This window comes from Shewanella carassii (assembly GCF_019670705.1).
In the GTDB taxonomy this organism is placed as follows: domain Bacteria; phylum Pseudomonadota; class Gammaproteobacteria; order Enterobacterales; family Shewanellaceae; genus Shewanella; species Shewanella carassii.
Window position 1 is genome coordinate 1,695,231 of sequence record NZ_AP024618.1, and the last position, 22,828, is coordinate 1,718,058.

19 protein-coding genes are annotated in these 22,828 nt (G+C 54.2%); 12 read left to right on the plus strand and 7 right to left on the minus strand.

Going from position 1 to position 22,828, the window contains the following annotated elements; translation table 11 throughout:
• Positions 1-112: 112 nt before the first annotated feature.
• The gene (locus K5621_RS07790; protein ID WP_100142361.1) at positions 113-892 is read right to left on the minus strand and encodes a hypothetical protein; all 780 of its coding nucleotides are present in this window, start codon (positions 890-892) and stop codon (positions 113-115) included.
• A 226-nt stretch (positions 893-1,118) separates the two neighbouring features.
• On the opposite strand from K5621_RS07790, the gene cysB reads away from it, so the two are divergent.
• Positions 1,119-2,093 (plus strand): HTH-type transcriptional regulator CysB, encoded by a 975-nt coding sequence (gene cysB, locus K5621_RS07795; RefSeq protein ID WP_100142362.1) that lies wholly within the window; start codon positions 1,119-1,121, stop codon positions 2,091-2,093.
• 119 nt (positions 2,094-2,212) lie between these two features.
• Here the strand turns inward: cysB and K5621_RS07800 are convergent, their stop codons facing one another.
• Positions 2,213-3,589 (minus strand): L-serine ammonia-lyase, encoded by a 1,377-nt coding sequence (locus tag K5621_RS07800; RefSeq protein ID WP_100142363.1) that lies wholly within the window; start codon positions 3,587-3,589, stop codon positions 2,213-2,215.
• Between the two features lie 297 nt (positions 3,590-3,886).
• On the opposite strand from K5621_RS07800, the gene nagZ reads away from it, so the two are divergent.
• From nagZ to K5621_RS07815, 3 genes are all read left to right on the plus strand, one after another.
• Positions 3,887-4,903: a beta-N-acetylhexosaminidase gene (nagZ, locus tag K5621_RS07805; RefSeq protein WP_221050855.1), complete on the plus strand. Its 1,017-nt coding sequence runs from the start codon at positions 3,887-3,889 to the stop codon at positions 4,901-4,903.
• An 82-nt stretch (positions 4,904-4,985) separates the two neighbouring features.
• On the plus strand, positions 4,986-5,546 hold the full coding sequence (ycfP, locus tag K5621_RS07810; protein ID WP_096142278.1) for an alpha/beta hydrolase YcfP: 561 nt from the start codon (positions 4,986-4,988) through the stop codon (positions 5,544-5,546).
• Between the two features lie 301 nt (positions 5,547-5,847).
• The gene (locus K5621_RS07815; protein ID WP_100142365.1) at positions 5,848-6,120 is read left to right on the plus strand and encodes an acylphosphatase; all 273 of its coding nucleotides are present in this window, start codon (positions 5,848-5,850) and stop codon (positions 6,118-6,120) included.
• Here the strand turns inward: K5621_RS07815 and K5621_RS07820 are convergent, their stop codons facing one another.
• The 3 genes from K5621_RS07820 to K5621_RS20000 are packed head-to-tail and all read right to left on the minus strand — an operon-like array spanning position 6,121 to position 11,365.
• Complete coding sequence (locus K5621_RS07820) at positions 6,121-7,251, minus strand: CsiV family protein (RefSeq protein ID WP_221050856.1); 1,131 nt, start codon at positions 7,249-7,251, stop codon at positions 6,121-6,123.
• The gene (mfd, locus tag K5621_RS07825) at positions 7,251-10,715 is read right to left on the minus strand and encodes a transcription-repair coupling factor (RefSeq protein WP_221050857.1); all 3,465 of its coding nucleotides are present in this window, start codon (positions 10,713-10,715) and stop codon (positions 7,251-7,253) included. The genes K5621_RS07820 and mfd overlap by 1 nt, the downstream gene beginning before the upstream one ends.
• 53 nt (positions 10,716-10,768) lie before the next feature.
• Entirely contained in the window at positions 10,769-11,365 is a 597-nt protein-coding gene (locus K5621_RS20000) for a hypothetical protein (RefSeq protein ID WP_245003149.1), read from the minus strand.
• A 96-nt stretch (positions 11,366-11,461) separates the two neighbouring features.
• On the opposite strand from K5621_RS20000, the gene K5621_RS07840 reads away from it, so the two are divergent.
• The 3 genes from K5621_RS07840 to lolE are packed head-to-tail and all read left to right on the plus strand — an operon-like array spanning position 11,462 to position 14,659.
• Positions 11,462-12,694, plus strand: a complete 1,233-nt coding sequence (locus K5621_RS07840; protein ID WP_221050858.1) for a lipoprotein-releasing ABC transporter permease subunit — start codon at positions 11,462-11,464, stop codon at positions 12,692-12,694.
• Complete coding sequence (gene lolD / locus K5621_RS07845) at positions 12,687-13,403, plus strand: lipoprotein-releasing ABC transporter ATP-binding protein LolD (RefSeq protein WP_071477434.1); 717 nt, start codon at positions 12,687-12,689, stop codon at positions 13,401-13,403. The genes K5621_RS07840 and lolD overlap by 8 nt, the downstream gene beginning before the upstream one ends.
• On the plus strand, positions 13,400-14,659 hold the full coding sequence (lolE, locus tag K5621_RS07850; RefSeq protein ID WP_221050859.1) for a lipoprotein-releasing ABC transporter permease subunit LolE: 1,260 nt from the start codon (positions 13,400-13,402) through the stop codon (positions 14,657-14,659). The genes lolD and lolE overlap by 4 nt, the downstream gene beginning before the upstream one ends.
• Positions 14,660-14,825: 166 nt before the next feature.
• Here lolE and K5621_RS07855 read toward each other — a convergent pair whose 3' ends face one another.
• Positions 14,826-15,332 carry a DUF2062 domain-containing protein gene (locus tag K5621_RS07855; protein WP_115390171.1) on the minus strand — a complete coding sequence of 169 codons (507 nt, stop codon included), beginning with the start codon at positions 15,330-15,332 and terminating at the stop codon, positions 14,826-14,828.
• A 77-nt stretch (positions 15,333-15,409) separates the two neighbouring features.
• Here K5621_RS07855 and K5621_RS07860 point away from each other — a divergent pair, with 77 nt between their 5' ends.
• The 5 genes from K5621_RS07860 to K5621_RS07880 all read left to right on the plus strand — a co-directional run bounded on the left by K5621_RS07860 (position 15,410) and on the right by K5621_RS07880 (position 21,796).
• On the plus strand, positions 15,410-17,761 hold the full coding sequence (locus K5621_RS07860) for a DNA internalization-related competence protein ComEC/Rec2 (RefSeq protein WP_221051151.1): 2,352 nt from the start codon (positions 15,410-15,412) through the stop codon (positions 17,759-17,761).
• A gap of 33 nt (positions 17,762-17,794) precedes the next feature.
• Complete coding sequence (gene msbA / locus K5621_RS07865; RefSeq protein WP_221050860.1) at positions 17,795-19,594, plus strand: lipid A export permease/ATP-binding protein MsbA; 1,800 nt, start codon at positions 17,795-17,797, stop codon at positions 19,592-19,594.
• Positions 19,595-20,608, plus strand: coding sequence for a tetraacyldisaccharide 4'-kinase (gene lpxK, locus K5621_RS07870; RefSeq protein WP_221050861.1), 1,014 nt, complete (start codon positions 19,595-19,597; stop codon positions 20,606-20,608).
• 4 nt (positions 20,609-20,612) lie between these two features.
• Positions 20,613-20,792 carry a Trm112 family protein gene (locus K5621_RS07875; RefSeq protein WP_025011023.1) on the plus strand — a complete coding sequence of 60 codons (180 nt, stop codon included), beginning with the start codon at positions 20,613-20,615 and terminating at the stop codon, positions 20,790-20,792.
• Positions 20,793-21,070: 278 nt separating this feature from the next.
• Complete coding sequence (locus tag K5621_RS07880) at positions 21,071-21,796, plus strand: BUD32 family EKC/KEOPS complex subunit (protein ID WP_100142374.1); 726 nt, start codon at positions 21,071-21,073, stop codon at positions 21,794-21,796.
• A 40-nt stretch (positions 21,797-21,836) separates the two neighbouring features.
• Here the strand turns inward: K5621_RS07880 and K5621_RS07885 are convergent, their stop codons facing one another.
• Positions 21,837-22,721, minus strand: a complete 885-nt coding sequence (locus K5621_RS07885) for an MBL fold metallo-hydrolase (RefSeq protein WP_221050862.1) — start codon at positions 22,719-22,721, stop codon at positions 21,837-21,839.
• Positions 22,722-22,828: the final 107 nt, after the last annotated feature.

Consider the following 22,828-nt stretch of genomic DNA (forward strand, 5'->3'; position numbering starts at 1 on the left):
ATTCGCCGGGATAGCGTTAACCGAGAATGTTAGCGGCAACTGGACGCGGCACTAAAAAAAGCACCTTAAGGTGCTTTTTTAGTGGAGTTCGCCTAAGCAGATAGGTGATGGCTTACCACTTCTTCTTCGGCTGGAACAACACATCGATATCATCTTCATCATTTTTCTGTTTGGGGGCGCTGGGCTGAGACATCTTTTGCGCACCCATGATTTCATCGAGCAGTTGTTTGGCTTCATCCACTTTACGGGCAATAAAGGGATCATTTGGGGTTTGTGCCTTAATGGTATGCAGAGTGCTCAGTGCCTTGGTCACCATCTGCTTCGAAGAACCGTATTGTTTCATATAACTGGCGGCGCGGGCCCGAGACAGCATGCTCTCCACATTGATCCTGAGTTGCAGGCTGTCAATACGCCCCTCTTCGTTGGCAAATACTGTGGGATCGACTTTGCCCTTGTTGTGTTCGGCCCGCAAAATTGCCTTGAGTTTCTTCAAGGTTTGAACCAGCACTAATACCTGACGGTCGTTGTCCGGCAGGCGAAAGTTTTCTATGGCCGGTGTTTGAGCGGGACTGCTTTGCAGATTATTGATCAGCGCTTCCAGATCGGTCAGCCGTCGCTCATAGTCTCCCTTCTGATTGGCTTTGCTCAGCGTCACCGCGATCTTGGCCGCATCCTTGATGCGTTTATAGAGTACCAAGACAACATGTGAAGAGCAGGGAAACATGCCGGTATTGGAGAGGACTTCTTCGGTTTCGTCCAGAATAGCCCGTTGACGGGCCAGTTCGGTACGACGTTCGGCCTCGGCTCGTTCTTTTTGTTGCTGAATCACATTGATACCGATCACCAGCAGAAGAAGCGCGCCTATCAGCAGCAGTACAAGAGTGAATGCCATAGCCTTTCCGTAAATTTTATCGTTCTGTTAATGCTACAATAAATCAATAAACTAGCCTAGTTATCTTAGTTCAGCATGAGGTATCTGTCCTGAAGATAGTTCGCATTCGTGGCTATATTCCTGTTTGATTTAGTTATTGCTTTATACTATAACGATTAATTATAGATGTCCGGTACCCCAACACTCAATTCTGTCTCCAAAGAGAGCGGAATATCAAGGATCTAAGATGAAGTTGCAACAACTCAGATACATTGCAGAAGTAGTCAATCACAATCTCAATGTTTCCGCGACCGCCGAAAACCTCTATACCTCTCAGCCAGGGATCAGTAAACAAGTCCGTATGTTGGAGGATGAGTTGGGGATCCAGATCTTCGGTCGTAGTGGCAAACACTTGACTCATGTGACACCGGCCGGTGAACAGGTTATCAAAATTGCCAACGATATTCTCGGTAAGGTGGAGAGTATCAAGAAAGTAGCCGAAGAATACACCAAGCCGGATCAGGGAGAGCTGAACATTGCCACCACAGATACCCAGGCCCGCTATGCTTTGCCGCTGATCATTCGTCAGTTTATTGAGCGTTACCCCAAGGTGAATCTACATATGCATCAAGGTACGCCTTCACAGATCAGTGAAGCTGCCGCCCGTGGTGATGCCGACTTTGCCATTGCCACAGAGGCGATGCACCTCTATTCCGATCTCATCATGTTGCCTTGTTATCATTGGAACCGCTCTGTAGTGGTTTCTCGGGATCATCCGCTCGCCAGCCGCAGCCGGATCAGCATTGAAGAGTTGGCGCGTTTCCCCTTGGTCACTTATGTGTTTGGTTTTGATAAGGCCTCGGAAATTGAACGCGGTTTTCACGGGGCAGGGCTCGAACCTAGAGTGGTTTTCAGTGCCACCAGTGCCGACGTGCTCAAGACCTATGTCAGATTGGGACTCGGGGTGGGCGTAATCGCCTCCATGGCGATCGACCCTGTAATCGATAAGGATCTGGTCGCCATAGATGCCAGCCATCTGTTTGCCCACAGCACCACCAAGATAGGTTTCAGAAAGGGCAGTTTCCTGCGTAGTTACATGTATGACTTTATTGAGCGTTTTGCGCCGCACTTGACCCGGGATGTGGTGGAAAAGGCGGTTGCCCTGCGTGATGCCCAGTTAATAGAACAGATGTTTGCCGATGTTGAATTACCGCTGCGTTAACATGGGAGACTGCCGATAGGCTTTCGATGTCTGTCAGTTCAATCCAGCATGGGGTCGATTAAGAATTGGGGAGCTGCGGCTCCCCAATTCTGTTTGGCAGAGTGATGAAATGCTATCGGTTAACACTCAACGATATTGACCGCCAGCCCACCTTTGGCGGTTTCCTTGTACTTGCTGCGCATATCTTTGCCGGTATCCATCATGGTCTTGATCACCTTATCCAGGGAAACCTTGTGATTACCGTCGCCGCGCAGCGCCATGCGTGAAGCGTTGATTGCCTTGACGGCGCCCATGGCATTACGCTCGATACAGGGAACCTGTACCAGGCCGCCGACAGGATCGCAGGTCAACCCCAGATTGTGTTCCATGCCGATTTCCGCCGCGTTTTCGACATGCTCGACTGTACCGCCCATGATCTCGGTCAGCGCGGCGGCGGCCATGGAGCAAGCTACGCCGACTTCGCCCTGACAGCCAACCTCGGCTCCGGAAATGGAGGCGTTTTTCTTGTACAGAATCCCTATGGCTGCCGCCGTCAACAGAAAACGGCAACAGACATCTTCATCCACTTCCTGAACAAAGGTGTCGTAGTAGCAGAGCACGGCGGGGATGATGCCGGCGGCGCCATTGGTGGGCGCCGTTACCACACGATCGCCGGCGGCATTTTGCTCATTCACAGACAGGGCAAACAAGTCCACCCAATCCATGGCATTGAGGGGATCGATATTGTTGCGGCCTTCGGCCTTGAGGCGGCGATGCAGCGCCGGAGCGCGGCGGCGCAGTTTAAGACCGCCGGGCAAAATGCCTTCTTTCTGATAGCCTTTTTCCACGCAGGCTTTCATGGTTTGCCAGATATGCCACAGTTTGGCTTTGACTTCATCTTCTGGGGCTATGCTGAGCTCATTGGCCATCATTAATGAAGAGATGCTCAGGCCATTGTCGCTGCACAGTTCCAACAGCTCGCTAGCGGTATTGAAATCGTAAGGCGCCTGGGCGATGGGAGTCGCCGGAGAAGCGTTACGCTGCTGAATTTCATCCTCATCGAGAATAAAACCGCCGCCGACCGAATAGTAAGTGCGTTGATACAAACACTCTCCGGCCTTGAGGCCGTAGAGTGTCATGGCGTTGGCGTGTGCCGGCAGTGTCTTGCGTCTGTGGTAGGTGATGCCATCTTCGCGGGTAAACTTAACCTTACGGCCATCGCTGAGTGTCAGTGTCTGGCTGTCGGCTACCTCTGCCAGAATCGCCTCTATGCTGTCGGTATCGACGGTTTCCGGATCTTCCCCCATCAATCCCAGGATCACCGCCTTGCCGGTACCGTGGCCCTTGCCCGTTTGTCCAAGAGAGCCAAAAAGCTCGGCCTGCAGTTCGTCGACCTGTCCAAGTAAGTCATCTGCAGCCAGTTGTTCGATAAAGATTTTGCCCGCTTTCATCGGACCCACGGTATGGGAACTGGAGGGTCCTATACCTATCTTGAACATATCGAATACGCTAATCATTTGGTTAACCCTGTTGTTGTTTCGTTGTTATTTTAGTCATTGGGAGGCGCATTGCTCGCGCATACGCAGGTTTCGGAGTAACCTTGACCCAGAGTTACTCTGCCCATGGGCAAGTATCCCATACTTTTGGCCTGGAATATCATTAGTTATTTTTATCAAGCTATGGTCGCATTAGCCTTGCTAACAATGGGATTGCCCCTGGTTGCGCTATCCTGGCTGCCATACCTGTATCGGGGCTAACACCATTTCGTACCTTTTTCAGTCGCTTTTATGCGCGGTACCCTGTTGGAGATGTTTATGAGTCACTTAATGCTGGATCTTGCCTCTGTCGAGTTGACGCCAGAGGAGGCCTCTGTCCTGCAGCACCCGGCCGTTGGCGGCCTAATCCTTTTCAGCCGTAATTACCAAGACAGAGAGCAACTGATAGCCCTGATCCGCGCGGTTCGCAGTGTGCGTCCCGAACTGCTGATTGCCGTCGACCATGAAGGGGGCAGGGTACAGCGTTTTCGCGAGGGATTTACCCAAATCCCGGCCATGGGCGATATATTGCCGGCCGCCGCAGGTTCGCTGGAGCTGGCGACAACCTGGGCCAAAGAGCTGGGCTTTTTGATGGCCGTTGAGCTCTTGGCCTGCGACATAGATTTAAGCTTTGCCCCTGTGCTCGATCTCAATGGTATCAGTCAGGTGATAGGCACTCGCAGTTTCGCCTCAAAGCCCGAGCAGGTCACCGCGCTGGCAGCGGCCTTTATTGAAGGCATGACTGAGGCCGGTATGGCCGCAGTGGGCAAACATTTTCCCGGCCACGGCAGTGTCGAGGCCGATTCCCATATTGCCCAGCCGGTCGACCCGCGCAGCTATCAAGAGATTGCCGAGTGCGACATGCAGCCTTTTTCACAGCTGATCGCCAAAGAGATGCTCCAAGGCATTATGCCGGCTCATGTGATTTACCCCGAAGTAGACCCAAACCCCGCAGGATTTTCATCTTTTTGGCTCCAGCAGGAGCTGCGCGGCAAACTGGCCTTTAACGGGGTGGTTTTTTCGGACGATCTTGGCATGAAAGGGGCGGCGGTAGCCGGGGACTATCAGGCAAGAGCCAAGGCGGCGCTGGATGCCGGTTGTAACATGGTATTGGTATGCAATGACCCTGAGGGCGCCAGAAGCCTTCTGGGGGACTTTTCTTGGCCAGAGAGCAATCCTTTCCCGGCTGCAACGTTGAGGGCCGACCCTGTTAAGGTGATGCGTGCATTGCAGGATGAAGTACGCTGGGAGCGAGCCCGCGAGCTGGCGGCAAGGATTTCATCCACAAAAAATTGATTTGGCACAATATAGGCGCAAACTAACTTGGTTAGTTTGAAACCTGTATAACCATGACTGGAATGAGACTTGAGGAAACAAAATGATTTTGTATTTTCACGGATTTGATGCCACCAGCCCGGGTAATCATGAAAAAGTCAGGCAGTTACAGTTTATTGATGATGATGTGCGTCTCATCAGCTACAGCACCCAGCATCCCAGACACGACATGCAGCATCTGCTGAATGAGGTCAGTAAACAGCTCAAACTCACTGATGATCCCAAACCATTGATCATAGGTGTGGGGCTGGGTGCCTATTGGGCCGAACGAATTGCTTTTCTGTCCGGGCTCAAGGCGGTATTGGTCAACCCCAATCTGTGGCCGGAGGAAAACATGCCCGGCAAGATAGACAGGCCGGAAGAGTACGCCGATATTGCCAGCAAGTGTGTGACCGATTTTCGCAGCAAGAACCGTAACCGCGCCCTGTGCCTGCTGTCGACCGAGGATGAGGTATTGGATAGCACCCGCAGTCATGCCTTGCTTAGCCGCTATTATGAAGTAATTTGGGATAAGCAGCAGAGTCATAAGTTTGCCTCGCTGGCGAGCCATTTGACTCAGATAAAAGCCTTCAAGCAGACAGAGGGTGTTGAGCGGGTAGGATAAATATCCACTCATACGGTAAAGCGGATTCTTTTTGTGACTTGGGTCACGAGAGCGTCTCAGGGGTGTTTTTCTATCTGTTTTGCTGGTTGCATTGGGCTATTGACTGTGTAAAGTTACGGCTCGTGGCGAGTTTGATACAGAATGTTACATTCCGTTGTTCGCAACGCGTCAAACCTTTTGCGTATGTCGCCCGATGCAGCTAACACTCTTTTGTTAGCTGTTTTTTTTGCTTTTTTGTTAATCAACTGCTTGATTTATAAGCACGGCAACACAAGGTCACCGAAACAATAAGGAGACGCCCATGAAGCGGGTGCTGCTGACTGTAAAAGGCAAGGTGCAGGGAGTCTGTTTCAGACGCTTTACCCAGCAAAAGGCTCAGTCACTGGGGGTGACTGGCTATGTGCGTAACAAAGAAGATGGTTCGGTAGAAGTGTTGGCGCAGGGGGCTTATCCGGCAGTTGACCACTTGATTGCCTGGTGCGAGCAAGGGCCACCTCAGGCTCGGGTCGATGGGGTGTATGTAGAGGAAGACGAGGCAGATGAGATCTACCTCGACTTCTCTATCAGTGATTGATCAGAGCTCTTCGCTACTATCGGCTTGAGTTTGGCTGCCCGGCTGAGCCATACGCCTTACCTGCAGGATCATACCCATACGGGGATGATCGAAGTAGTGTATTTCCCCGCTGCGAATACGGCGATTTTGCTCCATGGGAATGCTGTAAAGAAAGGGGGTTTGCAGTTCAGGCTCACCTTCTTGGGTCGCCAGAGACTTAAAGCCGGCCTCCCTCAAATTGAAGCGGGTTTCCACATAGAGATAGTGGCTGAGATAGATATTCAAAAGCCCATCGAACTCCCACACCGCCTTGGGCGTTTGCGGCACCATCAAGCTCCCAAGCGCTGCATATTCCTCACTGCCCATTTGAGTTGCTTCACTCAGGCCATTGTCCAATGCCTGCCCAGGCAGTTTGTCTTCCGACAAGCCTTCTGATAAACCATTCAAAGATGAGTTCGAAGCCGTGTCTAACTGGCTCTGGGGCAAGCCTGAAAGCTTGAAGTCCGAGCCAAAGTTACGGCCACCAAAGAGATGCAGTGCCTCGGCTCTGTGGCGGGGTTTCATCTGTTGCTGCCAGGTGAGGTGCAAAAGCCCTTTCAAACCGCTCTGCCGCTTGAGGGCATTGATAACACCGCCAAATTGGGCCCGACTTTCACTGAGTAGCAGGGCGCCCGGTTGGCTGGCTGTGCTGCTGTCTCTGGGACTGATATTTACGGGCAACTGCTTGGGCATACGGATTTCCGCTTGCTGCTGTTGGCAAGGCAAAGCGGCGGCATCCGCTGGAGTCGTGTTATTGGCCTGGGCCAGAGATATCACTTGGCCTGCCTGAAGGGGACGGCCGCGCTGCGAGCCGGAGGCATCGTTATTGAGAGCCTTATCTGCTGCGCTGTTTGCAGATTGAGATTGCCATTGCGGATCACAGTCTCCCACAGCCATGCTGCCTGAGCTGATTTGGGTGGCGACCTGGGGAGTGATCAAGTCTATGGTCTTGTTCAGCTTGAGCTCCAGCGGCGTATCCGGCCACTTTTCCGTGCTTGGCCCGGGGCGCTCAAACAGGTATACCTCGACTTCGTACCAAGGATATTGTGCCGCCTGCAATACAGGCGAAAGTGTCAGCCCCAGAGCCAGGGTTGCCAGCATATTTCGATACACTATTTTTCTCCCACAGTGTGTTGTGCCAGTTGTTGCAGCAGTAGACCCACCATCTCCAGGCGTTCTTTACTGCTTTCGGCCGCCAGGGTGAACTTTAACTTATTCGGTCCATCCATTCGATAGATTTGTGGCTGGGATTGCAACAGGCCAATGATAAAGCCGGGATCGATAATATGGTCGTCACCAAACTCGACACTGCCGCCGCGGGCGTGAAAATCGAGTTTCTTCAGCCCGAGCGCGGTGGCCTGATGTTTGTACAGTGTCAGTTGCATCAGGTTTCGGGTGGCTTCAGGCAACAAACCGAAACGGTCAATCAGTTCCACCTTGAGTTCATCCAGTGCCGCTTCCGTAGTGCAGTTGGCTATCCGTTTGTAGAGCGACAGGCGAATATTGACATCGCCCACATAGTCTTCCGGCAACAGCGCCGGGATCCTCAGCTCGATTTCGCACTGCTGGTTGAGCATCTGCGCCAGGGATGGCTCCTTGCCCTGTTTCAGCGCCTTGACCGCCGACTCCAGCATCTCCATATAGAGGCTGAAGCCTATCTTGGAGATATGGCCGCTCTGCTCATCCCCCAGCAATTCACCGGCGCCGCGGATCTCCAGATCCTGAGTCGCCAGCATAAAGCCGGCGCCGAGATCCTCCAGGGCGTCAATCGCTTCTAGGCGCTTGCGGGCATCTGAGGTCATGCGTTTCGGATGCGGGGTCATCAGATAGGCATAAGCCTGGTGATGGGAGCGGCCAACCCGGCCCCTGAGCTGATGCAGCTGCGCCAATCCGAAGGTATCGGCCCGCTCTATGATGATGGTGTTGGCGCTCGGTACATCGATACCGGTTTCAATAATGGTGGTACACACCAACACGTTGTAGCGTCTGTGGTAAAAATCGGACATTACCCGCTCCAGCTCGCGCTCGCGCATCTGGCCGTGGGCCACTACCACTCTGGCATCGGGCAACAACTCGCGCAGCTCCTCGGCGCGTTTCTCTATGCTCTCCACATTGTTGTGCAGGTAATAGACCTGGCCGCCACGGAGGATCTCCCGCTCTATGGCCTCACGGACACTGGCCTTGTCGTATTCGCGTACGAAAGTTTTCACCGCCAGGCGTTTGGCAGGCGGGGTGGCGATAATCGACAGATCCCGCATGCCGGACATGGCCATATTCAGGGTGCGGGGAATAGGGGTCGCCGTCAGGGTGAGAATATCCACATTGGCCCTGAGCGCCTTGATTTTCTCTTTCTGCCGTACCCCGAACCTGTGCTCCTCATCTATGATAAGCAGGCCGAGGGCGTCAAATTTCACCTCGCTGTTGAGCAGCTTATGGGTGCCGATAACAATATCCACCTTGCCGTTTGCCAGGTCGGCAATCACCTGTTGCTGCTCTTTGGCGGTGCGAAAACGGGATATAACTTCAATCTGCACCGGCCAGTCGGCGAACCTGTCCTTGAAGTTTTCATAGTGCTGCTGAGCCAGCAGCGTCGTGGGCACCAACACCACCACCTGCTTGCCGGCGTTGACGGCAACAAAGGCGGCGCGCATGGCCACTTCCGTCTTGCCAAAGCCCACGTCACCACAGATCAGACGGTCCATAGCCACCGGTGACTGCATATCGGCGAGAACGGCGGCGATGGAGGTTTCCTGATCCACTGTCTCTTCGAACGGGAAACCCTGGGCGAACAGGGCGTATTCGGCCTCATCCAGTTCACAGGCCTCGCCTGGGCGGGCCTGACGGCGAGCGTAAACATCCAGCAGCTCGGCGGCCACATCACGAATGCGCTCTATCGCCTTCTTCTTGGCCTTGGCCCAGCTCTCGTTGCCCAACTTGTTGAGGTTGGGGGATTCATCCGGCGCCACAGCGTAGCGGCTGATGAGGTGCAGTGACGACACAGGCACATAGAGTTTGTCGCCACCGGCGTATTCCAGCTTGAGGTATTCGGCCACCACGCCGCCGGTATCCAGGGTTTCCAGCCCTTGATAGAGGGCGACCCCGTGCTCCAGGTGCACTATGGGTTGGCCGACCTTGAGCTCGGCGAGGTTTTTAATCAGGGCGTCACTGCTGATCTGGCGCTGTTTTTCCCGCCGCCTCTGCTGGGAGATCCGCTGACCGAAGAGCTCGGTCTCGCAAATAATGCTGAGCTTAGGCTCATTGAGTACGCAGCCCTTGGCAAGGGGCGAGACGATTAACCCCAGCGGCGCATCCGAGTCGATAAACGCCTTGAGATGCGGGAACAGTACCGGGCGCAACTCTATCTTGGCCAGCAGCTCCATCAGCGCCTCGCGGCGGCCTTCGGATTCGGCGCTCAGCAGGACTCTGCCTGCCGAGGCGATATAATCGGCCAATGCCTGCAAGGGCTGCTTCAGCTTATGGTTGACCGAGATATCCGGCAGCGCGCTTACTGCAGCCAATTGCTGCTGTTTTTGGGCATCCACCTGGCTCAGTTGCAGTCTTGGCCAGCGCTTGAAGGCGGCAAACAGCTGCTCGGTCAACAGATATAGGTCTGCCGGGGCCAGCAGGGGCCGCAGCGGATCGACCCGCCTGTCTTCATAGCGATTGCGCACCTGAGTCAGGTGGGTGTCGGCGGCCTGCTGCAGGTCGCCCAGCGTCAGCAGTTGCACATCGCCGGCAAAATAGTCGAATAGGGTCGCGGTTTCATCAAAGAACAAGGGCAGGTAGTTTTCGATACCGGCGGGCATCAAATGGCGGCTCACCTGCTGATAGATGGACTCGGGCTCTTTAACCAATACTTCAAAATAGCGCCGATAACGCTGGCGGAAGCTTTCTATGGCCCGTTCATCTGTGGGGAACTCCTTGGCCGGCAGCATCCGTACCTGCGACAGGGGCTCCTTGGATAGCTGGGTTTCAGGATCGAAATGGCGAATCGATTCCACTTCATCATCGAACAGTTCAATTCGCAGCGGCTCGGCTGAGCCCATGGGAAAGATATCCAGAATCGAGCCGCGAATGGCAAATTCGCCATGTTCATAAACCTGGCCGACCAGATGGTAACCGGCGCTGACCAAGTGCTCGCGCATCTGTTGCAGGCTATAGTTGTCGCCCTTGTTCAGCAACATCACATTGGCCGACAGGAAAGACTTGGGTGGCAGTCGCACCATCAGGGTGTTGATAGGCACTATTACCAGGGCGCGCTTGGCACTTGGCAACCTTGACAGGGTTTCCAACCGCTGGGAGATCAGATCCTGATGCGGCGAAAAGCTGTCGTAGGGCAGGGTCTCCCGATCGGGAAATAACCACACGGGCAGGGCATCACCCAGAAGGTATTTAAGTTCGGCTTCCAGTGTCAGGGCGGTTGGCGTATCCGCTGTTACCAACAGGCTGACACCTTGATGTTGGCGGGCGAGGTTGGCCAAGGTCAGCGCGCGCTCCACGCCTTCGCCGAGGCCGAGATGGCGGATCTCGCCGGCCTTTGGGGCACCCGCAGGCGCCAGTACAGAAAACTTATTCATTGAAGATGTGATAACAGATTCATTCTGAATGGATTGCGCACCATTGTAGAGATTTAGGATGGCTCATGCCAGTTGGGATCCTGACTGGCTTTACGCCTTTTGAGCTGTTTTTGTTGCACGCTGAGACTGGCCTTGACCAAGAGTTCGATATCGGCATCCTGGATCACCCGATAGTCGAGATCGGCCAGAAACTGGCCTTCATGGTCTGGGTCGTCGCGGCATTCCCGCACCGAGGCGATACACTGCAAGGACAGGATTTCATCGCGAATAAACAGGGTCAGCTTGCAAAATGTACCGGCGTCCAGTGCCTGGGGTAACTGCACCCGCACGCCGCTGCCGCCAAATTGCACCCCGGGGCAGTGTTGGCCTTCGCGGCTCTCTTGCTCCAATACGTGCTGTAACACCAGATCTATCTTAAGGGACTGGAGTTTGAGGTAGTCGACTATCGCCCGGCCCTCATCGCCGAGTTGCCTTAGCTGCAACAAACAGCCGGCTTCCAGCGCCTTGACCTCGCTCATCAGTTTCAAGCCGGTGGATTGCATCGCCAGCAGTTGGCTCTCGGTCGGCAAGGGAGTGTCCTTGGGCCAGAGGCTGAGATAGACATCAAAGGCGTGGGGCACGCTGAAGTATGGATTGGATTCAGGAAACAAGGTCCCGCCTCTTGTATTTACCCGGTCAATCCACCTATTATCGTGCCCACTTCATTGATTTAGCAAGCGCAGCGCACAGGACATGCTATCCCTCTCATGAATCCGGGACTCTCATTTTACATAGGTTATCGTTACTGGCGTGCCCGCAAGGCCAACGCTTTTGCTTCCTTTATTACCTTCTTCGCCGTCAGCGGGATTTTTCTCGGGGTGGCAGCATTGATTATTGTCAGCTCTGTGATGAACGGCCTGGAAGGCCAGCTCAAGACCCGAATCCTGGGGGCTATCCCACAACTGACGGTACATACAGACAACTCTTTTGACGACTGGCAGAGCTTTAAAGGCGATTTGCAACAATTGCCTGGCGTGCTTGGGCTGGCGCCTTCGGCGACCACCCAGGCGATGGCCCAGTCGGCCGATAATATCAGTGCGGTGCAGCTCTATGGCATCTACCCCGAGGCCGAGAAAAATCTCTCGGTTGTAGCCAAACACGCCTATCTGGATGCCTTCGATTCGCTCAGCAGCGGCAGCTACCGGGTGTTGTTGGGCTCAGAGCTGGCACGGCGGCTCAATGTTGCCACCGGTGACAAGCTGCGTCTGCTCAGCGGTGATGGTGTGGTGTACTCGCCGCTTGGGCCTGTTCCCAGCCAGCGAATTTTTGAAGTGGCGGGTATTTTTGAGATGGGTTCTCAGGTCGATGCCGGGGTGGCTTTTCTGCACTATGAAGATGCCCGCCGCTTGATGCGTCAGTCGCCAAAGCAAATTCAGGATCTCAGACTGTTTCTGAGCGACCCCTTCAGCGCCCCGGCGCTGGCGCCCAAGGTTGAACATTTGTTCGAAGCTAAGGGCGTTGAGGTGAGCGTCAGCGACTGGCGTGACAGTTATGGCCATCTGTTCGCCGCGGTGAAGATGGAAAAGAACATGATGTCTTTGATGTTGAGCCTGATTGTCGCGGTGGCGGCCTTCAATATCGTCTCGGCGCTGGTGATGATGGTGGTGGATAAAACTGCCGATGTCGCCGTGCTCAAGACCCAGGGGCTGGGCAGGCTGGATATCATGACCATTTTTATCTCCCAGGGCTCCCTCAATGCCCTGATAGGCTTGGCGCTGGGCCTCGGGGTTGGCATAGTGGCTACCCTCAATATCAATCCGCTGCTGTCGACCCTGGGGATCGCCGTATTGGGCGCCGGGCAGAGGTTACCCGTGCAGCTGGAACCGCAGCAGCTGGTGCTTATCGCCATTGGCACTCTGCTGATGACCCTGGCCGCCACCTTGTACCCGGCCATTCGGGCCGCCCGGGTAGAACCTGCGACTGCACTTAGATATGAATAAGAGAATCAATACCATGCAACAAGCCGCGCTCCTTGAAGCCAAAGCCGTCAGCAAGAGTTATCAGGAAGGTAAGCTCAGCACCAAGGTGCTCGAGCAGGTCGACCTCAAGGTGTATCCGGGGGAGCAGTTGGCGATTGTCGGCAGTTCGGGCTCGGGCAAGAGTACCTTGCTGCATATTCTTGGCACCCTGGATAAGCCCTCTGCCGGTCAGGTGTTGCTCGAAGGCGAGGACTTATACAAGGCCTCGGCCTCCCGTCAGGCACAGCTGCGCAATCAGGCGATGGGCTTTATCTACCAGTTTCATCATCTGTTACCCGAATTCAACGCCCTGGAAAATGTGGCTATGCCGGGGCTGATCGCCGGCCGACCTAAGACAGAAGTGCGAGCACAGGCCAAGGCCTTGCTCGAAAGAGTGGGGTTGGGACATAGATTGGATCACACCCCGGCGGAGCTTTCCGGTGGTGAGCGCCAGCGGGTGGCCATTGCCAGGGCCTTGATCAACAGCCCCAAAGTGGTTCTTGCCGATGAACCCACAGGGAACCTGGATGCCCACAGCGGCGAGGCTGTCTATGAGCTTATCCGCGAGCTGGCCTCGCAACTGGGCACGGCTTTTGTGGTGGTAACCCATGATCATCAATTGGCGGCCAGGATGGATAGGCAGCTGCAGATGGTTGATGGTCGTTTGTCGACGCCGGAGGCGGGCCAATGACGGCGCATCCCGCCTTGCTGCCCCTGGTCATCGGCTGGCGCTTTTACCGTGCCCGCCAGAGCAGCAGCTTTATCAGTTTTATCTCTTTTGCCTCCACCGCAGGTATCGCCCTCGGGGTTGCCGTGCTTATTCTGGTGCTGTCGGCGATGAACGGCTTTGAGCGCGAGCTGGAGCAGCGCCTGCTCGGGGTTGTGCCCCAAGGGGAGTTGAGCCAGGTCCGCGAACCTATTCACGACTGGCGTCAGATAGTGTCGGACGCCGAGCAAATCGACGGCATCAGCGCCGCTGCTCCGCTGGTACGCATGCAGGGCTTGGTGCAAAAGCCGGGCGGTTTTGTCGGCTTGTCTGTGGTGGGGGTTAACCCCGAGGCCGAAGCGCGGGTTTCGACCCTGAGTCAGTATCTGACACAGGAAAGCTGGCAGAGCCTTGAGGGCGACAGCAATCATATAGTGCTGGGCCAGGGAATGCTGGACAAACTGGGACTTAAGGTGGGTGATCGCCTGACCCTCTATCTGCCATCACCCCATGGCAAGGGCAGTGGTCAACTGGCGCAGGCCCGCAGTCATTCACTGTTGATAAGCGGCAGTTTTCGTCTCGGCGGCGAGCTTGAATACACCACGGCTTATGTGCCCATGGCCTATGCCCAGCGCCTGCTTGGGCTTGCAGACGAGGTGACCGGGGTGAGAATCAAGGTTGAGCGGGTATTTGAAGCGCCGCGGCTGATCCGCGAGCTGGGTTATGCCCAGAGCCAGACTTTGTATCTCAACGACTGGACCCGCACCCAGGGGCATCTCTACCAGGACATTCAGCTGGTGCGCACCGTCATGTATCTTGTTCTGGCATTGGTAATAGGTGTGGCTTGTTTCAACATAGTCTCCACCCTGGTAATGGCGGTGCGTGACAAGGCTTCGGAAATCGCCATCTTGATGACCATGGGACTTAAGCGCGGCGCCGTGATGCTGGTATTTATTGTCCAGGGCGCGCTCAATGGTGTGCTCGGCTGCGCCATAGGAACCTTGCTGGGGGTATTGCTGGCCAAGAATCTCTCGGCCATCGCCAAGGGGATTGAGCAGTTGACCGGGCATAAGTTGCTCTCGGGGGATATCTATTTTATCGATTTCTTGCCATCCAGGCTCGAGTTGGCGGACGTACTGGTCGTGGTGGCTATGGCGCTGCTGATGAGTCTGCTGGCTACCTTGTATCCGGCGTTCAGGGCCAGTCGCATCGCCCCGGCAACCGCCCTGGCCGGGTGCTGATAAGCGACAGGCAGATCTTAAAAAGCAAGAACCCGGCGATGGCCGGGTTCTTGCTTTTTGTTGGCTGAATATGCTTTGGGTTGCCAAGTTTGGTTAGCGCTAAGACTATGTATCCCTGAAGTACTCCTGAATTGTGCCGCTCCAGTGACGTTACTGCCAGCAGCAGTTATTTACGTCGTTTTTGCCACTGCAGATAGATGGAGTACTGCCAGGCACTCTTGATCACAAAATATCCCGTCAGGGCGCTGATCACACCCAATACCAAACAACCGAACAGAAAAGGTGGGCCTATGGTACTGATGGAGGATTCTATCCAGGCCCAACTGGCTTCGAAGGTAAACTGCTGCGGCGGGTGATTGAGCAGCTTGGCGCCTATCAAATAGGCCAGGTAAAACATGGGCGGCATAGTTACTGGGTTGGTAATCCAAACCAAGGCGACCGACACCGGCAGATTGACGTGGAAGTAGATTGCCAGCGCCGCCGCCAACACCATTTGAAACGGCATCGGCATCCAGGCAACAAACAGGCCTATGGCGAAGGCGCCGGGGGCAGAGCGGCGATTCAGTGCCCAGAGGTTGGGTTTGTTCAGCAGGCTGCCGAAGATCCTGAGGTGCTTGTGATTCCTCAGTTTCTCCGGATCGGGCATGAATCTCTGAATGATCTTTTTTGGCATAGGCTCAGATTGCTGTCTTAAATTACTCAATGATGAATCAATGCTTATCGGGCTTTTGCATCGCCGTACTCTCGGCCATGCTTTGGCCTTGGATACCGCCCTTATTCTCATTGCCAATTATTGCAGTGCTGCTGGTTTTGTGCCTCAGAGTCTTGAGCGGGAGCTGGGTTCCCAAGGGAAGTGCTTTGCTCTATGGTGCTTTGGGCGGCGTGCTGTGGGTCAGTGTTTATTGTCAGTTAGTCATTGATATTAAAAGCCTTACTGACTCATCATCCAGCTCTGAAACATCTGTTACTCAGACACTGCGGGGCGAAATCATATCACTAGTTTCTGCAAACGGCGACTGGATCCGCATGGATATTCGGCCAATTGATGATAATTCTGCAACCCTGTTGGCACCCCTGGCCTCCATGTGGCGTTTGAGCTGGCAGGGAGATGCATTGCCATCGCCGCAATTGGGTGAGGTGTGGCAGTTTGAAGTTAAACCCAGAACCTTCGCCGCCGTGCTCAATCAGGGCGGCTTCAATCGTCAGCGCTATCTCCTCGGTGAGCGGATAACCGCCAGAGGCCAGGTGATATCCGCCGAGCGGCTGTTGCCATCAACTGGGCTCAGGGCCCGATTGGTTACAGAGTTAACTCCAATCTTGGCCGAAATTGAGGGCGGCGATCTGCTGCTGGCGCTGACCTTGGGTGAGCGGTCACTCTTTTCCGAGGCGCGCTGGCAAGAGTTGCGCCAATCCGGCAATGCCCACTTGGTGGCGATTTCGGGGTTGCATCTTTCGGTGGTTGCTTTTTGGTGTTATCTGCTGAGTTTCGGAGCGCTCAAGCGTTGGGCACCCGTCTATGGGCGGCGCAATCTGGTACTGGCATCTTTGGCTGCATTGCTGATGGCACTCTTTTATGCCTATCTGGCGGGCTTTGCCATTGCCACTCAAAGAGCCATGCTGATGCTGTGTTTGCTGGTGTTATCGACTTTAATGATGCGCTATACCTCGGCCTGGGAGCGGCTGTTGTGGGCACTGGCCTGCGTACTCTTGATAGATCCCTTAGCCAGTCTCAGCGGCGGTTTTTGGTTGTCATTTTCGGCGTTGGCGTTAATTTTGTTGAGCCTTAATCATCAAGTTCATAATCCTAAGGCTCTGGAGCAGGAGCAAGTACTGACCCACTGGCCAGCCAAGCTCAAGCGCTGGGCCTTGGCATTCTGGGCAATACAGTGGCGCCTTTGTCTGGGACTGTCGCTACTGCAGGCGATACTCTTCGGCGCCGTGACGGTTCACAGCCTGTGGCTCAACTTGCTGTTGGTGCCTTGGTTCAGTTTGCTGGTGATCCCCCTGGCGCTGCTGGCACTGCTGCTGTGGTCGGTGTTCTCCGCCTTGGGGATGGATGCTGTGGCACTCATGCCTTGGCAATTGGCATCTTTCAGTCTCTGGCCGGTGCAAAAATTATGGCAGTTTAATAGTCAGCTTCCCGGTGGCTGGCTCATGTTGCCGCAGGCTCTCAGCGCCGCGGCGCTGTTGCTGTTTCCGGCATGGCTTTGTTGGCGTATGTTGCCCAAGGGCCGGGGCGTGGCGATGCTGCTGATATTACCCTTTGTACTGCAGCTCGGGCTTTGGCTTGGCCTGCTCAAACCCAAGGGCTGGCAAATGCATATGTTGGATGTGGGCCAGGGGCTGGCTGTGGTGGTACAAAAAGGGCCACATGCATTGCTTTATGATACAGGTGCGGCCTTTGGCGAGCGTTTCAGCTACGCCGAGAGGGTGATAGTGCCTTTCCTTGGCGCCAAAGGCGTGACCAAGCTCGATTTCCTTATTGTCAGCCATGGCGATAATGACCATGCAGGCGGCGCCCAAGTGCTGATGCAGGCCTTTGACAAGGCAGGTTTGATAACCGATGTGTATGAGCTCAAGAGCGGTTATTCAAAGCGTTGGCACAGGGGCTGCCGCCCGGGGATGCTCGATTGGCAAGGGATAGAGCTTAACTTTCTTGGCCCCCAAGTACCTGAGCCAGGCAACAATGGCTCCTGCGTGCTGCAACTCTTCGATGGTCATCATAGAGTGCTGCTGCCGGGGGATATAGAACTGGCCGGTGAGGTCGCCTTATTGCATGGAAAAGGCGCAATCGAGAGTGATATTTTACTGGCGCCCCATCATGGCAGTCGCACTTCCTCCCACCCTGAGTTTATCGGCGCAATCGCACCCGAGTGGGTGTTGTTTGCGGCCGGGCATGGCAATCGCTGGGGATTTCCCAAGGAAGAGATACGCTTGAGGTATCGGGCCTTTGGCGCTCAAGCCTTGATTTCCGGCGAGCTGGGGCAGGTGAGTCTCCACTTTGATGGCCAGGGTTACACAGTGCACAGTTACCGCGAGGATCTGGCGCCATTTTGGTATAACCGCTTGTTTGGGTTTGGTATGGCAGGGAATCCAGAGTAGAATGGCGACTTTGTCATAAATATAGTTTCGCTGATGAGCACATCTCAACAACGTGAAGTCTGGACAGTTTTCAGACGTTTGCTGACCTACCTCAAGCCCCTCAAAGGGGTATTTGTCATCTCGATTCTGGCGTTGATCACCTATGGGGTTGTGGACGCTACTTTTATCGCTTTTGTGAAACCTTTTATTGATGAGGGGTTTGCCAATAATTCTGTCGTGGCCGGCGTCGAGCTGGGCACCTCCAAAGGGTTTAATGCCAGCTCGGATGTGTTGACCATGGCCCCCTTTGTGGTAGTGGGGCTATTCAGTCTTCGGGGGGGGGCCAACTTTGTCTCTACCTATGGCATCTCTTATATCAGCGCCAAGCTTATTCAGGACATGCGTCAGCAGGTGTTTGAACACATACTGTCGCTGCCTGTCAGCTATATGGACAGGGAAAACACAGGTTCCTTGATCTCCAAAGTGACCTTTGACACAGAGCAAATCGCCAGAGCCTCCGGCAGTGCGCTGATCACCTTGGTGAGAGACAGCGTTACTGTCATAGGCATGCTGGGGTTGATGTTCTATTACTCCTGGAAACTGTCACTGTGTATTCTGATCATTGGTCCTTTCATCGGGGTGGTGATTGCCGTTGTCAGCCGCCGCTTCCGTAAAGTATCGCGGCAGATCCAGGGGGCCATGGGCTCGGTGACTGCTGTGACCGAGCAGATGATCAAGGGCCACAAGAACGTATTGTCTTTCGGTGGTCAGAAGACTGAGGCCGATCGCTTTGCCAAGGTCAACGATCACAACCGTTATCAGAACATGAAATTGGCGGCGGCCCAGGCCATCAGCCAGCCGCTTATCATGATCATAGGCTCCTTTGCATTGGCCTTTGTGCTCTATGCTGCCAGCTTTGACAGTCTGAAGGATGAACTGACGGCGGGTACCTTTGCTACTATCCTGGGCGCCATGCTGGCTATGTTGCAGCCGATCAAGAACCTGACCCGAGTCAACGCCGAGTTTCAACGCGGTATTGCCGCCTGTACCACAGTGTTTGAGCTGCTGGATACCCCGGGGGAGTCCGATAGCGGCACTCACACAGTCGAGCGGGTTGAGGGCAATCTGCGTTTCGATAATGTCAGCTTTGGTTATCAGGGCCAGGAACGTCTGGCGCTTGAGAATATCGACTTTGAAGTGAGTCAGGGGCAGACTCTGGCACTGGTGGGCCGCTCAGGCTCGGGTAAGTCGACTATCGCCAGTCTGGTAACCCGTTTCTACACCGGGCTAAAACAGGGGCAGATCACCCTGGATGATATCAGTATTTACGACTATTCACTCAAGTGTCTGCGTAGCCAGGTCGCGCTGGTGTCGCAGCAGGTCACCCTGTTCAACGACACCATAGCCAACAATATCGCCTATGCCTACCCAGGCGAGGCGACTCGGGAGCAGATAGAAAACGCTGCCAGATTGGCTTATGCGATGGAGTTTATCGAAAGCTTGCCCCAAGGACTAGATACCGAGATAGGTGAGAACGGCGTGATGCTGTCCGGTGGTCAACGCCAGCGGATCGCTATTGCCAGAGCCATCCTCAGGGATGCCCCAGTGTTGATCCTCGATGAGGCAACCTCGGCACTGGATACCGAATCCGAGAAGGCGATTCAAAAGGGGCTGGATAATCTGCGCCGCAATCGCACCTCGATTGTGATTGCCCACAGACTGTCGACCATTGAAAGTGCCGATCAGATTTTGGTGGTCGATCAGGGCAAGATCCTGGAGCGCGGCACGCATCAGAGCCTGTTGGAAAAGGATGGGACGTACGCCAAGCTGTATCAGATGCAATTCGGAGGTTAAGTGGAAGCTCTGCTTAACCGTATCTGGTATCAGAAGCATTGGGTAAGGTGGCTACTTTGGCCGCTTTCCTGGTTGTTTGCCTTGCTCAGCGGCCTGAGACGTCTGGGGTTTAGGCTTGGACTCAAGGCCTCGCAAACTCTGCCTGTACCTGTGATCATAGTCGGTAATATTACTGTCGGCGGCAGTGGCAAGACGCCAACCGTCATCTATCTGATCGAGCTGCTAAGGCACTATGGCTATCGGCCCGGAGTGATAAGCCGTGGTTATGGCAGTGGTCAAACCGAGCCGAGGTTGGTGCCTCCCGGGGCCAATCCAACGGATTTTGGTGATGAGCCGGCGATGATAGTGGCCCGCACTCAAGTGCCTATGGCCGTGGGAGTGGATCGTATAGCCACCGCCGAGTTGCTGCTGGCGTCCACTGAGGTGGATATTATTATCAGTGATGATGGTTTGCAGCACTATCGACTGGGGCGGGATATCGAAGTGGTGGTGCTCGATGCCAGCCGCCGCTTGGGCAATGGTATGTTATTGCCGGCGGGCCCCTTGAGAGAAGGCGCCTGGCGCTTGGAGACTGCCGACTTGGTAATTCACAACGGCGAAGCCAGCGATACTGTTAGAGAGTTTGGTATGCAGCTCATTCCCGGCGCTGTGCTGAGTGTTGCAGGGGAAAACCAGGCTCAGACCCCTACAGCGCCTATGGCGGTTAAGGCCATGGCGGGTATCGGTAATCCGGAACGTTTTTTTGAAACTCTCTCTCAGATGGGGTTTAAGCTCGAAGCTCAAGAGGTCTTTGCCGATCATCAGGCTTATAGTCCAGATGCCTTGGCACCACTTGGTGACGAGCTGCCACTGCTGATGACAGAAAAAGATGCGATCAAGTGTCGCGAATTTGCAAAACAACACTGGTGGTATCTGGCCGTCAATGCCAAGCTATCACCCCAATTCGATGCCCAATTGCTGACCCGGGTGCGGGAGGCGATGGCAAACAAACAAAAGGCAAACCAAAAAGGATAGTCTGATGGCGTTTGATAAGAAACTATTGGAAATCGTAGCCTGCCCGATATGTAAAGGCAGACTGGAATATGACAAGCAGGCACAACAACTTATCTGTAAGGCAGATAGGCTGGCTTATCCTATCAATGACGGGATCCCTGTTTTGCTGGCTGACAAGGCCGAGCCTTGGCAAGAAAAACAGTAATTACCCCAGTAGCTAAACTCCGGTCAGCCATCATTGGCCGGAGCCTTTCCATTTATTTACCTTGTTTTATCCCTCCTTTGTTCTAGTTGTTTTGTTTGTAAAATGTTTCTTTTGCTGCGAAATTGTTTGACCTATTGGTTGCTTGTAGATTTAGTCACTGAAAAATCGTTAAATAGCAGGTAGATGGCCTGAATGAGTTTGCTTTGGGACATTTTCCCTAAGATACTATTAAGAATTTTCTGTGAACTGCTACAAATTATTGGAATGGAGTCCTTTCCATGGCGCAACCTAAATTCAATCAATATGTTCTGCGGGTGCTGGAAGCTCATCCCGGGGAACGTATTTGCTCGTTTGAATATGAGGGTAAAAAATACTGGCTTAAACAAGCCGAGACACTGCAGGGAGCCATGCGGGTGTTGAAACCCAATCCCCAACTGGCGCTTGAAAAAGAGAAACAGACTCTGGAGCATCTGGCCAGTTGCTCAGCCCCGGTGCCGCGTATCGTTCAGGCCGACAAGGGCTACTTTGTGGTGGAAGATGCCGGTGCAACTGTCAGAGAATGGTTGGTAATCAAGTCACAAGACGAGCTGGGCATACAACAGATCCTCAATGACAGTGCCGCAGCTCTGGCAGGTTTGCACTGTATGGGCCTGGCTCACGGTCGTCCGGCGCTCAGGGATATCAGCTGGCAGCAAGGGCAGGTGACTTTTATCGACTTTGAAGCCACTCAAAAGGGTCAAGATATGCTGATGCAGCAGATAAGGGATCTGCTGGTGTACATTCACAGCTTATACCGCTATATGGGGCCGTCCAACGAGGCGATTGCCCAAGCGATAACCAGTTATCGCCAAGCCGGTGGTGAAGCTATCTGGCGTGAGGCCAGAAGTTTCCTGGTCAGTTGGCAGTGGCTCTATCTGCTACTGAGGCCGTTTCGCGATATAGGCGGCCGTGATCTCAAGCCCATCTATTGGGTGTTGTGGCATTTTCGCAATATTCCCGCCTGAGCCTTGCCGAGTCAATAAACGCCCACAACTGAGAGGACCGTCATTTGTCGGTTAATCCCAGATACAGGGTTTTGACCCAGCGCTCCTTGGGGATGAATTGCCAGCCCCATTCCCGCCATGCTTGGGGTAGTTCCTTGGCCTGCATCTGCTCGAGAGTCATGCCGCGCTGCTTGCCCCCTTTCATCCAATTGATGCAGTCATCCAGCATATGTTTGAACCTCAGGAGATCGGCCTTATTAGCCAGTTCCCCATGACCTGGAATAACCAAGGTATCCTGATCTATGAGTTCAAGCACGGCCGCGACATTGTCTCTGTAGCCGATGACTGAGCCGCCGTGGTCGAGATCGATAAAAGGAAACCTGTCTTTAAAGAAGAGATCGCCCATATGCACCAGTTTGCGATCCTGCCACAGCACCAGGGTGTCACCATCCGTATGCCCTGGGCCCAGGTGAATAAGTTCCAACACCTGGTTGTTGAGGTGAATTTTCAGTCCCTTGTCATAGGTGATAACAGGTAGCGCCTTCTTATGGGTTGCTTTCTCATTCAAGCGCTTGAGCACATTCTCGTGGGCAAGAATGTTGGCGTTTTGGCCAAAGTACAGATTGCCGCCGGTATGATCGCCATGAAAATGGGTATTGATGACAAAAGCCGGATGGCCCGGCTTGAGGCCCTGTAATGCCGCAGAAATTTTCTCTGCCAGCGGCGCAAACTGGTCATCTATGATAAGCAGTCCATCCTCCCCGGCGCTGACACCTATGTTGCCGCCAGCGCCGGTCAACATATAGCGACCTGGCAGCAGTTCATGAGTGGTTATCTTGACCTCGGCATAGGGATTCTCGGCATAGGAATTGTTTTCCGCCGCGGCAGCCAAGCTGACAAGTGTAAACAGCACGAGTGATGTAAAGCGTTTAAGCAAACCTGGCATGGGAACTCCAACAAATAGTTGAGTGCTGGGATAAAGCTAGTTCGCTATTGATGTCCGGGCAATAAAAAAGCTGCAATGGCAGCTTTTTTATCTGTTCAGCGGCGCTT